The 13,395-nt window shown below is 41.9% G+C and carries 10 protein-coding genes, 1 tRNA gene and 1 pseudogene; 2 read left to right on the top strand and 10 right to left on the bottom strand.

Annotation, left to right across the window (positions count from 1 at the left end; all coding sequences use genetic code 11):
* Window positions 1-23: 23 nt before the first annotated feature.
* From BUQ78_RS02775 to BUQ78_RS02800, 6 genes are all read right to left on the bottom strand, one after another.
* Entirely contained in the window at window positions 24-1,181 is a 1,158-nt protein-coding gene (locus BUQ78_RS02775) for a MalY/PatB family protein (protein WP_074199202.1), read from the bottom strand.
* 20 nt (window positions 1,182-1,201) lie between these two features.
* Window positions 1,202-1,909 carry a HEPN domain-containing protein gene (locus BUQ78_RS02780; protein WP_074199203.1) on the bottom strand — a complete coding sequence of 236 codons (708 nt, stop codon included), beginning with the start codon at window positions 1,907-1,909 and terminating at the stop codon, window positions 1,202-1,204.
* A gap of 4 nt (window positions 1,910-1,913) precedes the next feature.
* Window positions 1,914-3,008 carry a mechanosensitive ion channel family protein gene (locus BUQ78_RS02785; RefSeq protein WP_074199204.1) on the bottom strand — a complete coding sequence of 365 codons (1,095 nt, stop codon included), beginning with the start codon at window positions 3,006-3,008 and terminating at the stop codon, window positions 1,914-1,916.
* Between the two features lie 39 nt (window positions 3,009-3,047).
* Window positions 3,048-3,506: an adenosylmethionine decarboxylase gene (speD, locus tag BUQ78_RS02790; protein ID WP_318259466.1), complete on the bottom strand. Its 459-nt coding sequence runs from the start codon at window positions 3,504-3,506 to the stop codon at window positions 3,048-3,050.
* Between the two features lie 124 nt (window positions 3,507-3,630).
* Window positions 3,631-3,705: transfer RNA gene (locus BUQ78_RS02795), tRNA-Ala, on the bottom strand.
* Between the two features lie 126 nt (window positions 3,706-3,831).
* Entirely contained in the window at window positions 3,832-4,773 is a 942-nt protein-coding gene (locus BUQ78_RS02800; RefSeq protein WP_074199206.1) for an Rpn family recombination-promoting nuclease/putative transposase, read from the bottom strand.
* 412 nt (window positions 4,774-5,185) lie between these two features.
* Here BUQ78_RS02800 and BUQ78_RS02805 point away from each other — a divergent pair, with 412 nt between their 5' ends.
* A complete protein-coding gene (locus BUQ78_RS02805; RefSeq protein WP_074199207.1) occupies window positions 5,186-6,052 on the top strand; it encodes an exonuclease/endonuclease/phosphatase family protein in 867 nt (288 codons plus the stop codon).
* A 119-nt stretch (window positions 6,053-6,171) separates the two neighbouring features.
* Complete coding sequence (locus BUQ78_RS02810; RefSeq protein ID WP_074199208.1) at window positions 6,172-7,875, top strand: hypothetical protein; 1,704 nt, start codon at window positions 6,172-6,174, stop codon at window positions 7,873-7,875.
* Between the two features lie 397 nt (window positions 7,876-8,272).
* On the opposite strand, the pseudogene BUQ78_RS10195 reads toward BUQ78_RS02810, so the two are convergent.
* The 4 genes and pseudogenes from BUQ78_RS10195 to BUQ78_RS02835 all read right to left on the bottom strand — a co-directional run bounded on the left by BUQ78_RS10195 (window position 8,273) and on the right by BUQ78_RS02835 (window position 13,342).
* Window positions 8,273-9,222 (bottom strand): annotated as a pseudogene (locus BUQ78_RS10195) (IS1634 family transposase).
* Window positions 9,223-9,452: 230 nt separating this feature from the next.
* Window positions 9,453-10,484, bottom strand: coding sequence for an FkbM family methyltransferase (locus BUQ78_RS02825; protein ID WP_159432089.1), 1,032 nt, complete (start codon window positions 10,482-10,484; stop codon window positions 9,453-9,455).
* A 744-nt stretch (window positions 10,485-11,228) separates the two neighbouring features.
* Window positions 11,229-12,518 carry a DUF4910 domain-containing protein gene (locus tag BUQ78_RS02830; protein ID WP_200779689.1) on the bottom strand — a complete coding sequence of 430 codons (1,290 nt, stop codon included), beginning with the start codon at window positions 12,516-12,518 and terminating at the stop codon, window positions 11,229-11,231.
* On the bottom strand, window positions 12,518-13,342 hold the full coding sequence (locus tag BUQ78_RS02835; protein ID WP_074200149.1) for an AAC(3) family N-acetyltransferase: 825 nt from the start codon (window positions 13,340-13,342) through the stop codon (window positions 12,518-12,520). The genes BUQ78_RS02830 and BUQ78_RS02835 overlap by 1 nt, the downstream gene beginning before the upstream one ends.
* Window positions 13,343-13,395: the final 53 nt, after the last annotated feature.

Consider the following 13,395-nt stretch of genomic DNA (forward strand, 5'->3'; position numbering starts at 1 on the left):
CCACCTTGATCGTCCCTTAGCCGCTAAGATAAGGCCTTCGTCAGCCTATGAAGGCCCTCCTCAAGCGTCCTCCTGGGACAACCTATGTTCATCCTGGCAAAACCGGCGCCGTTCGGCCCAAAGGTCAAGCCGTCGTTTAAGCCAAGCCTGGCCCGCTTTACCAAAAATTCCATCAGCTTTTCCTGAGACAAGCCCAGGCTTCTAAAGTCCAGCCAAAGCAGATAAGTCCCCTGGGGGCTTGTCACGCCGACGCCGGCTGCGCGCAAAGCAGAAACCGCTAAGTCGCGATTTTCCTCCAGGTAAAGCAAAAGATCATCAAGCCAATCCCTGCCGTGACGGTAGGCAATCTCGAGTCCAAGTATACCAAAAAGGTCGCCGGAACCAAAATGCAGCCCCTGCAGGACCTTGGACAGTTTCTCCCTCATCGCCGGGTTTGGCACGATCGCATAGGCGTTTTTGAAGCCAGCTATGTTAAAGGTCTTGCTTGCAGACATGAAGGTCACCGTGTTCATGGCAGCCTCATGGTTAATCGAGGCTATGGGAATGTGCTTATATCCTCGGTAGACGAAATCGCAGTGAATTTCGTCGGAAAACACGGGCACGCCAGCTTTGGCGCACATCGAAGAAAGGGTCAGCAACTCCTCTTTGCTCCATACGCGGCCGATAGGGTTGTGGGGGCTGCAAAGCATGAAGGCCTTAGCCGAAGGAAGAAGGCCTTTAAGTCCCTCAAAGTCCATGTGCCAGCCGTCCTCAAACTTTAAAAAGTTGCAGACGACATGTCTGTCAAGCGACCCGGTAACCTCAAAAAAAGGAGGGTACACGGGCGGCTGAAGCACCACGCCGTCGCCGGGCGAAGTAAATGCCAAAAGCGCCGCGGCCAAACCGGGCATGACGCTTGGCACGTCAACTATCCATTCCCGCTTTATCTCCCAGCCGTGCCTGACGCGCACCCACTCCATTATGGCCTCGTAATAGCTTTCGCTCCTGAAGGGATACCCGAAGATGCCATGCTTCGACCTTTCCGTAAAGGCCTCCACCACTTCATGAGGCGACCTGAAGTCCATGTCGGCCACCCACATGGGAAGCACGTCATCTGACCCGAAGGTCTCCATCAAACCGTCCCACTTTTCGCTGTAAGTGTTTCTCCTGTCCGTCACTTCATCGAAGTTATACCGAGACATTAAACCGCTCCTCCTCTCCATTAGCAAAAGGCAAACACCTTTGAAACGGCCTCGACGATTTTCTTAGCCGACATTACATCCTCTTTGGCCTCAAGGTCGGTTATGGCAGGCCAATCGCCCGGATGTCCCGCCTCGACGGCCCACTCGGAAAATTTTGCAAGCTCAGCATGATCCAGCGATAACCCCTCGAAATGACAGCGTTCCGCAATAAGCTTGTAAAGTGCGTTTAAGTCGTGGCTTCGAGGGAAGGGCACGCCTTTTGAGATCAAAAGGGCTTTCAGGGCCCTTTCGGCCCCCATTGCGGACAACCAGCAAGCGTGGCGGTTAAAGCCGGATTCGAGCAACTTTTCGGCGGCTTTCACGTCATCGACGGCGCAGTTAAGCCAAGTGCGGGCTTCCTCCACGTAAGGCGTCATGTCCTCATACAAGACCTTGCCCTCCTTCAGCATGGAATAAAGAAGGGTTCCGGGAATGCTGCCCTTCACCGCCAATTCCTCAGGCGTTGCGATGACGACGTCCTTGCCGCAAAGGAAATCGCTTAACGCCGCGCGCATCGCCACCGCCGTCTTCCTTTTGTCGACTTCCTTTGAAACTACGACCAGAAAATCCACGTCGCTGTCCCACGTCTGGGTGCCCCTGGCATAGGAGCCGTAAAGTATGATTTTAAGCGGACTGAACTTTTCTTTTATGACCTCGACGATGGATCGGATGATCTCGTCCATGTCCATGTTCTCACCCCCGCTTCGGTTGGAGCCTTTCAAGCCCTTCGACGGATACGCTTACGGGCTCTTTTCCCGCCACGTAGATCGTCTGCACGGGATAGGCAAAGGCAACACCAATTTTTTTAAACTCCTCCAGGAGCATGAGGTTTATCTTTTGTTGGATGTCCATGTAGAGGTTGTAGTCTGCAGACAGGACGTAATAGACGACCTCGAAGTTGAGCGCAAAGCTGCCGTAGCTTACAAAATGGGCCCTGTCAAAACGAGTGTTTTCCATGGAGGTGATGACGTCTTTGATGATGTTTGGGATCTCCTTGAGCTTTTCTATGGGTGTCTCGTATGTCACGCCGAATGTGAAGACGACCCTTCTTTCGTACATGCGCTTGTAGTTTCTTATACGGCATTTGAGGAGGTCGGAGTTTGAGATTACGACCTGCTCTCCCGTCAAGCTCCTTATCCTGGTGGTCTTTAAGCCAATGTGTTCGACGTTTCCGGAAAGGTCGTCGATGACTATGAAGTCGCCGACGAGGAAGGGCTTATCCAGCACTATGGACCACGAGGCAAAGAGGTCGCTTAATATGTTCTGTGCCGCTAAGGCCACGGCAATGCCGCCTATGCCAAGCCCTGCTACGAGGGCCGTGACGTCTATGCCCATGTTTTCCAGGCCGATCAGCACGATTATGCCCCAAAACAGCAGCTTTCCCATGAAGCCAAAGGCCGAAAGCATGGTGGCCGTGGAGGGGTCTTCCGTGACCTTCTTTTTTATCTTGATATTAAGCCAGTAGCTTATTACCTTATCTCCCCACAGGCCTATTTGAAAAAGAAGGAAAAGTATGACAAGCACCGATATGATCTTCGAAAGCCTTGCCGGCAGGTTAAGAAAAGATGAACCAATGAGCAGGGCAAGAAGGAAGATGAAGTAAACGTTTATTTGCCTGACAAGGTCCAGGATAAGGCCTGCAGCAGTGCCGGGCTTACGCTCAAGCAATATGGAAAGGTACCTGTCGGCTAGCTTTACGGCGTAACAGAAGAGGAAGAAGGAAATTACACCGGCAAATATGGCTACAGCCCATGTGCCAAGGCCGTTGCCCCATATCGTCATATGCATGGGCAAAACCTCCTCGAGGGTTCGATTTTATCCTACCGCTCACTTGCCTTTGTCGGATTCCTGTCCTCCGTTGGTCCTAAGCTGCTCTTCCCACGTGATCAGGGAGTGGTAGAACTCGCGGTCTCCGTCGTCGAGCCCGCGGGTGATCTCGGTCACATGGGTGTGTTTTGCCTGCACTCTTTCGAGAACGTAATCAACGGCGACCTCCGGGCGCGTCTCGCTGCCACAGGTGTATATGTCAAGCGCCATGTATTCAAGCTCAGGCCAGGTATGAACCGAAAGGTGCGATTCGCTTATGACTACCACGCCGCTTACCCCGTTCGGAGGAAAGCGGTGGAAGGAAACGGCCCAGACCTGGGCGTTCGCACGACGTGCCGCCTCGACGAGGATTTCCTGCATCTTGTCGACTTCCCCAATGATTTCTGCACAGCCGGAGGCTTCGACGATATAGTGATGTCCCTTCGGATTCATGCAAAACACCCCCTTTTGTTTATGCATATTTCAATTTCACGGATCGGTTTTAAGTTTAATACAAAGGGGCGGATATAAAAAGCCTTTTCGCATAAGAATAAACAAAAGCCTCCTTTTGCAGTACATATGCAAAAGGAGGCTTTATTTTCATTGGTGGAGCTGAGGGGATTCGAACCCCTGACCTCTTCCATGCCAAGGAAGCGCGCTCCCTCTGCGCCACAGCCCCAGGACAGTGCCCATTATAGGGAATGGACCAGGCTTTTGTCAACGGGAATTTTAAAATTTTTTATACTGACTTATTCCATTCTCATAGGAGGTAAAGCCAAATGTTCAAGATGTGAACCCCCGAAATTTATCCCAGTAGTTTAAGCACTTCGTCCTTGGATTTGGCGTCAAGCACGGCTTCGGCTGCGGCGTCAAGCTTGGATTCGTCGGTAACGGAGCGGATCATCTTTTCATCAGAAGATGACAGGCCAAATTTGCGGCGCAGTTGTTTTATAAGCAAATCTTGTTTGCCTTTGATTTCGCCTTCTTGTTTACCTTGTTTTATCAGCTTCTCTGCCAGAGACGGCATAAGCTCTTCACCTCCAAGTTCTTTTACTATCCGTTGCATGGTGTCTTGGTCTACGTCTAGAGTGTAGAATAAATATAGGATCAGTATTATCCTTTCCTCTTCGGACAAGCTTATTATAACAGCTATCCTCGTGATTTCCTCTATGTCATGTAAGGCTACAAGCTTCATTAAAAGCAGGCTTGCCATCAAAAAGGGCGTGTCTTTTGCCTTTTGTTCTATCTCGTCGTTGGGAATTTGAGTCAAGTCTACTAATACGTAGTTGAACTCAGGGATGTAAGGTTTTATGGATTCACCTATATTTCGAAATTGCCCTTGAAAATGAGTCGTTACGTTCCAGCTTGAAGAGCCGTGATAGATGACTACGGGGATTATAGGTGTAAGTGGTTTATTTTTCTTTTTCTGCTCGTCCCACGTTACGGTCATATAGCTCAGTATCTGAAGTAAGACTCCGGGGTCAGGGTATGACTTATGCTCGAATACAAAATAAAGCTGTCCTTTAGTATCTGCTATTTTGCATTCCACGGCTATGTCCATGTAGTACTTGTTGTAGCCCTTGATCTTTTCTGTTGGAATGAGCTTTATTTCCTTTAGGTCTATCTGGCTTGAAATGTCTTTGGGTAGAAATTCCTTTATGAACTGTCTTACGTTTGCTTCATCTGACATTACCCTTTTAAAGAGCCTGTCGTGGGGGTCTTTGGGCGTAAGGTCGTCTTTTGGCACAAGCAAGGCCTCCTTTGCGTTGAAAGTAATTGACGTAGTTTATTGTACATGAAAAAGCATAACCTTAAAACTGTTGGCAGGCCTTTAAAATACCCGGCAGGCTTTAAGCTATAGGACGAATATTCTATGTATGGACAAGTGTTACTATGTATTAAGAGATATTCTTGCAACATGATTACCATCTGCATAAACCACAACACTGGCGTTAAGGTATTGTTTGGAATAGAGTGCCAGTAGTGTTGGCCTGCCAGATTAAAGTTCAAAATTTAAGATCACTACTCCTTCGAAAAGCAAACAAATATAATTTCATATTATTTTTATAATAGAATTATATTATAAACATCATAATAATGAAAGATTCCAAGATACTGTCTACAAAAATATTAGAAACCTCTAAAGGGAGTATAGAGGCATGAGTGCAGTACATTCATTAAACAGTAAGAGAATGCATAAGAATACTATGATATTAAATTACATTATCCACAAAATAACCTTACTATGTTATTGTATACTATTATTTTTACTTCCGAATTTTAATGAATCTTTCGCTTTTCCAGTTGCGACATTTAACATTCAAAATTTCTGCTTAAAAAATGATTCGCACTTGAATGAAGAGGCTTATACTATTGACGAGATATATAAACTTGCCAGTATTATGAAGGAATCTAAAGCCCAACTTTTCGCCTTACAAGAAATTAGAGACATAAGATCACTTGAATGTCTTATTAGTTGCTTCCCGGCTTGGTGGAGGATGGAGTTTAGCGATGCAGGCGGCAAACAGCAACTTGCCTTTATTTGGAACAAGAATTATTTTCAGAAAAAACCAGATACAACAAAGCAATGGTTTAGTGATGAGATATTTGAGTATGAATATAATGGTATAATAAAAAAACCAAAGCTTTTTGACAGGCCTCCTTTAGAGATAACGTTTTTCAGTCAAAAGCTAGGCACTCAAATAACTTTTATAAATGTTCATCTTAAAAGTAAAACATTAAGCAGGTATATGAATGAGACAGCTGGTAATGACTATAATATAACGAAATGGCATGCGCAGGTTAAAGCGTTGAAATACATTTGTAAACCATACAAAACAAAGAATATATTTCATCCCCGCAGAAATTTAATTTTCTTAGGGGATTTTAATAGAGATGATCAAGAAGGAGATAAGCAAATTAGAAAACTAGGAATCCAGGTTTACAAATTAAGAAATGGTTTTTCATATGATAAAAATAAGCATAATCTAGATTTCTTGGATTATACAACCTGGATGACAAGTTAAAGAATAAAATATGGAATGTTTATGAAGTAGAATCGGCTATAAAATCTAACGATTACGGGGATGAAATACCTGATCATGATATTATCGTTTTATCATATGTTAATTAAAGGAGTGATATTATGAATAGGAAAACAAAAGTTTATTTGACCTTATTTATTTTAGTGTGTTTAACATTCGGTGATTGTAGAAAGGTTTTTTCAATAAGCGCGTTGTATAAATCTTACGATCAATATGAAGTTTTACAATCGATTAATTATGTGGTATATTCTATATCAAAAATAGTATCATATAATGATAGAATCATATTAACAAATGAGTATGATAATATTATTAATAATCTCAATTTTGATGTTATTAATGATAAAAAAATAATTACTCTTCTCACAGATTTAATGGACGTATTAACAGAAGAAATTATAACAACCAGACAAAAAGAGCGAATAACAAATCGGTACAAAAAACTTATTGAGAGAGCATTATTTGATAGCATTAAAAATAACATAATAAGTGTAAATATCAACCCTGCAAACCTTACATCTGCAATAGCAAACACTATTGTGTCAGCTGGATCAATTTACATTAATTATCAAAATTGTACAGAAGACTATAAAGATGTAATGAATGACGCTAACGCTGAACTTGAAGATTATCGAATCAAATATCTAAACAATATGCGATCTTCATTATTAGAAATTTCGTGGGAAATACTCAAGAATTATGATATTAATGATAAATATCGCCTTACCGAAAAACAAGCACAAGAATTTATTGAGGCTGTAAAGATAAAGACACCCGATTTGAGATACCGTACAATGAAAAGACTATTGCAAGATAATCCAGCCTTTCAAGAATTTCCTGAGTTCTGGTATCAATATGGTTTAGCTGCTAAATTATCTAATGCAATCAATTCACCTAATGATCTTATTAATATATTATATGAGTATGATAGAACATATAAAAATCTTTTTAGACATAACCCAACTTATGCTGCCGTAGCGATGGAACGCATTATGCTTCGTCCAAAGAATAGCTATATAAATAAAGAAGATTTAGAAATAATACTCAAAAACTCTACAAATGAGGATTGGCAAAACTATCTATTTGCAGGCATTAAATACCTTGAGCTGGGCGAAATTGATAAAGCAAGAGACTTATTCCAGCGTAACATTGATAATGGGCATGAAGTCTCTCTCAACGCAAGGCTTTTAAGCGACACTTACACCAGTACCGATACCTCTTACAAAAACCTACTAGAGAAAATACTTGCAGATAACAGAGTTTCAAATGCAGATAAACTATACATGATTGGCAAAAGTCGCGATATTTATTATCTTAATAAATTTAAGGATCAAATTAAAGCCATACAAGTTTCAGCTATTAAATCCAGGAATCCATTCAATGACAGACCCTTATATTTAGTTCAGATTCCTGTAGACTGGTTTTTAGAAGAGGGACCTTTCGTTGTGTCTTTAAATACAGGAGAAAAAGAATATGAGTTAACATGTGAGTCTTTACATGATGACCGCATTGCTATTGACCAAGAAACCAAAAGCGTTCAAATAGAATTTGATAGTATTATCTCTCCATCAGATAAACCTAATGAATCGATAAGGCTTTCCCTTAGACATCCTCTTATTGATTTAGAATTAACATACATTTGTAACAACCCTAAAGATTTTCAAGACCTAAAAAATAACATCAAAAAAGTTGTAAAATATGTGCCACTAATTAAATCGACATTAGCGACTTATGAACAAACAAAGATTAAATACCTTGATAACGAATACTACTGGCACGATGGTAATTTTGAAATAGTTGAATGAACACACAATTAAAACTCATAAGATTACATTTGCTATCTCATGCTACCGCCGACGTATAATTGACCTAGCATCAACGGATTGAAAATTACCCACCCCTAGTAGATGATCCCCCTGAAGAGCAATAGATTGGAGGGGAATAAATGCTAAAGAGTGGGTCTGTAATTATGTTACATGAGCTGAGGGCAAGGGAAGTGGACATTCATGAATATCCATAGAAAAAGGTCCTGACTTTATCACCTAACCCTTCAAGATCCACATCGTTATGGGATAGTTAAAATAAAAACGTGCAGAATTGTTCCTACACGTCTAGCGGGAACTTTATATGAGGTTATCTTTGGCTTATGAGCTTAATGTCCTTCAGTGGGATGACGTTTTTTAGGCTTTTTATTCTCATTGCCTACGGTATCTTTTGGCTTAAGAGAGTCCTTTTGACCTTTACGAGGAAGTTTTCTCCCTTTAAGCTCACCTTCGTGAAGTTCGTGGAGCTCAATGCCCCCCTGATCTGCTTAGGAGAGGCGGGCCCCCCACGTCCTTTAACTTCAACTCGAGCTTTTTGATGTACTTGTTGCCCCCTCTTGTTGCTCGAATCCATTCGGCAAGGGCTTTCCAGCAGCTCTTCTACCTTCTGCAGCAAACACATCCTGTCGGCTTTGTCCTTTTCTGCCCGCTTTCTTGAGAAGGTAATGATGAGGCGTTCCTCCAGCCGATGGCTTTGACCAACTTCATCTTTTACGACGTTTACATGGGGCAATACCTTGTAGCGAAGCTCGTCTTCTCTTCCTTCGTTTAAGAGGGCGTAACCTTCTTCATCCAGGGCAGATTTCCTAACCCGAGCCATCCATGCTTTTGAGCTTGGCTGCCACGACGTAGTCGTAACCCTTATTCCTAATTGGCTTTAAGCAACGTCTTTCCGTCGAAGGTGTTACCGGGAAAGAGCTCATAACCTACCGGCCTTCCATCGCAATCCGTAATGAGGCCCAATACAACCTGAACTTCCTTGAACTTCCCATCCTTACTAAAGCCGAAGTCCTTCGGGGAATCTGCAGATGTGCTCTCAAAGTAGAAGGTCGTCACGTCGTAAAACACCACGTTCACCTGCATGTTGAAAAGGCTTCTTCCTCGCTTAAAGATGGCCTGTTCCAGCGTCTCCTTGTCTTCCGCCACTACGTCCAAGGCCCTGTATAGGTGGTTGTAGCCGATGTGCGGTAGCTTCAGGTAACGACTCTGGCCCTCGTAGGTGGCAAGCTTGCTTTTGGGTTCAAGCAGATGCTGGATGACCATTAAAAGGCAGGCTATGGTACGGTATCTTACCCTCCCGCCTTCGCGATAAGACTCCACAATGCGTATGTACTAGTTTCCCTTGGATTTTACGACCTTTATTACAAGTAGAATACTGAAAGAATAAAGTTGTCCATACATTTTTCTCAAAAAAGGCTTCTGCCTCCTAAGAATCCCTTAGTTATGGGGTTTTTAGGAGGCAGAGCAGCTAAAAAGTGGGGTTGACTGATAAAGTCGGGAATATCACCATATTATACAACTACGAATTAATAGACTGAAAAAAATTAATAAATATAAACTTAACTGCTAACTGCATATATAACTGTCTCACAAAGGTTTTTGCTATGATGCCCTAAATAAAGCTTATAATCAGGCCGAAGTTCTTTGAGAAACAGCGGAATTTCCCATAAATCCTCACAGCGATGGTAAATGCACACTTGAAGTCCGGGGCCATATTTAACAATGGTATTCTTTGCCCCACGCAATGCCGCCATCTCACCGCCTTCTATGTCCATCTTTATCAGATTGGGCACCATTTTGACTTCGTTACAGAAATCGTCTATGGTTGTGATATTGACCAACAGGGAACCCGTTGATGAAATGCAGTTAGAACTGCTGAGCTGGGATAACTGAATCCATGCATATCCGTTTCTGTCGCTTACTCCTGCAGCTACCGGAATAACATTATTTTCAAGGCCTTCATCGTGAATATTTTTACATAAATCAGCCATGCTATGTGGTGTCGGTTCAAAGGCCACAACTTTACCATTTTGATCTATAAGTTTTGCAAATTTAATTGCTGTATCCCCAGTCCATGCCCCAACATCAAATAAAACCTTACACCCCGCAAAATCTATTGAGGGGTGGCAATACTGATCGTACTCGGAAACTATTAAACAGATAGGATCTAGTGATTTACGATATTCGATAACGGAAAGAAATGTTTTTTTAGACAAATCGTCATCAAGAAGATTATAAACTGTTTTAAGCTCATCTAAATGGCTTGTAAGCATTTTTCGGTCAAAATAACAAGTTACATTATTAATGTAATCTTTAATACCCATATCTAGGAGTTGACAAGCTATATCTTTTGCCCAATAGCTGGCAATGCATATCAGCGGATTGGCAAATGTACTATAAAGAGACAATAATCTCGAAGGAGAAATGATAGGTACGTCATCTATGCTTTTATCCCACTTTTCCGGATCGTTATCGACAAAACAATGAACTCTAAGTTTCATCTCCCTTTCCAAATATGCTTTGACTTTCTTACCGCTGCCGCCTGCTCCAAAAACAATGATCTCTTTAGCGCTGTTAAGCTTTTCTTCCACATCTAAAAATTCCTCTTCAAGCTTCCTTATGCTTTCCATGATCTCGCTTTAAGCTAACCTCCTAAAATACTAAGTTATATTACTGACATCACAGACTATGCAACCACACAGCTATATATCTTTTCTAGTAAATGCTATTAAAGCATAAGATTTTGCGCTTTTATTATTTATAATGTCAGGTTGTATTACTTACATGATTAATTTATATACAAGCCATGATAAATTCCAAAAATACACCCTCTTGATTTATTATTTTAGTTTTACACCTCCCGAAGGAACCGGTCCTGCCGGTTACCAAGATGACCTTACAGTTTACATACATTACGCCTATCCCCTGCCTGGCGACATGCAGATACAAATTTCGTATACATTATCGGCACCATTGAATTTTTTTATAAGTAAAGGTGCCGTGCCTTTGAATTTATAAAATTTTAAGAATGCGATAACAAATGTAAACTTAACGCGTCAACTTTCCAAATTACCACCGGCATCCGAGTAATCAAGAAACTTTTCTAGTGCTTTTGTAGCTAGGGAACAAAACACAACAAAAACATGTTCGGTCTAACTTGTTGAAATATAATTCAAGATTAAAGATCCGACCCCAGAGTATACTTTATAATATAATCGCCATTTGGATGAGTTGGAATATTAGCATAGATACTCTGTTTGGAGCGGGTTGTCGGCGATGTTGGCCTGAAAAAGCAAAAATTCAAAACTAAAATTGTGGCTCCAATGCTCTAATATTCATTCTGTAATATCCAACACATCCAATAAATCTGCCGACTTCAGTTGGTCTATTATTGCATATAGTTCCCAGACTGGAACGCCAATTTTATCGCTTATATCGATCAAATCGTTCTTGCCGTCGGCATAGGCTATGAAGTTCATCATATTCCTGACTGTCGAAGCAGAATTTTTAGCACTTAGTGTCGGGTACAAGCCACGCCTTCCCAGTTGTGGTTCGCATAAGCATTTTATCTTGTAAATATGATCATTTTCTATGAGAAAAATGCATTCTTTTATTACATCATATGCTCCATACAAACCTTCAGGGCTGACAAGGCTTAAGTTATCCAAAGAAGTATGATATTCAGGATACGTCCCATACTTGCTTCGCATAACCGAACATACGGGTAAATCAACCCCAGGGGCATCATATTGTCTCTCATCGCTTCCTCTGTCCAAAAACGAATACTTAACGAAATTTGGATGTTTATGTCTAAGCACATTTAAGGCAACCCTATCAACATAGAGATTGCCCATCCTGGTTGCTAAATAGGAATATTGCCTGTTATCCCCCATACACGTAAGGTTAAAGCCAGCTATTACGTTTTTCTTCATGCGTTCGAGATTTTTGCTCAAATATACTATGGATCCTATGGTTTCCGGTACATACACGATACGGTAGGTGTACCGCCTATCTGTGCTCATGATCCATTTGGCGAGGAATGTCGCAACTGTCGGACCTGACAGGTTATCATTAGCCATCGAGGGATGACATATGTATGTCGAAAGAAAAACCTCCTTCTGGGATTTTCCCGGAACTACCAGTTCGCCATATGTCAGATATCCATCCTTTAACTCACTGTCAATAAAAACTTTGTAATTGTATCTTTTTAGCTTGACTCGATCGCTGTGAGCTATGCAAAATCCCCATCTTTCCTGGTAGTAAGAAGTGACGTATGGAATTGCATCGGGTTGCTCGGGCAGAGAATATAGGTGCTCCTGGAGTTCGGCGTAAGAAACGACCTTATTTACCGGAATCGAATACCCGAGAACGTGCAGATTATTTTTCCTAAAGTCGACCACCTTATTTCCGCTTTCGTCCATAACATAAGCATCTTTGATATTCCATTCCCTAGGAACTGTCCAATCAAACGCTTGAGTTCCGGTCGGAACTTCACGGATTTCGATCGGTATATGTTTTTGTATCGCCCTTAGCGTCTGCCTAACCCCGCCGCCAGTGATAGACCTGCATATCGGAAACAAGTCGCTTAAGAATTCATACATCTGTTTGCCAATTAGATTATGCATCATATCATTACCTTATCTTTCAAGAAAAAGAAGATATCCTTATCCAACAATTCATAACCTACATCGAATATATCATTTGATCTTGCTACCTTTACGGCGCTGTATCCCAACTTTACTTCCTTTAATGCACCGCACTCCAATGCATACCTTTCAAACCGGGATGCATCGGTTACTACGTTTTTATCCAAATACCTAACGTAATACGTGTAAGTATCTTCGTACTCTTTGTCTCCGACTTTTATCCTTCCGGTGAACGATTTCATATACCTGTAGGGAACCACATGTTTTTGCTCAATGTGATGTAAAAAAGTCATGACATGAAAATCTACCCCAAAAAAGACCAGCTTACCCTTTTTCTTTCGCAACTTCCCAAAGATGGAGTCATCATCGAAAGAGTCCTTGCTTAACCCTTCCGTAAAGTAGGCTTTCTCTTTGCCCCACACTGCTGCCGAAAATATCGGATGTATGGTCCTTGTGACACCGCTTTGCTTCCTAAAAAACTCCGTAAGTACCCCTACTGTAGAAGGTGAGGTTTCAGGACAATAAGTTTCGCCCTTGGTAAAGCTGTAGGTGAAGGTAGGCATGATTATCGTTCCTTCTGAGCCAACCGCTTCTTTAAATGCATTCAATATCATGCCCAGGAATTTGTCCCTATCCCTTATATTTCCCAGCTTACCAAATACAGAGACATCGGAATGAACAAAGATGATATCGCCTTTTTCGATATTGGCACTGCACAAGGCATCGGCAATATCAGCGTAGTATATTTTTTCACTATCATCACAAATATATAAATAATCTTTTCCTCTTTCGTCACAATCCATCAATATAATATAATCTCCCGTTCATAAAAATCCTAAATTTTGAAGGAACCCTG

This window comes from Acetomicrobium flavidum (assembly GCF_900129645.1).
GTDB lineage: Bacteria > Synergistota > Synergistia > Synergistales > Acetomicrobiaceae > Acetomicrobium > Acetomicrobium flavidum.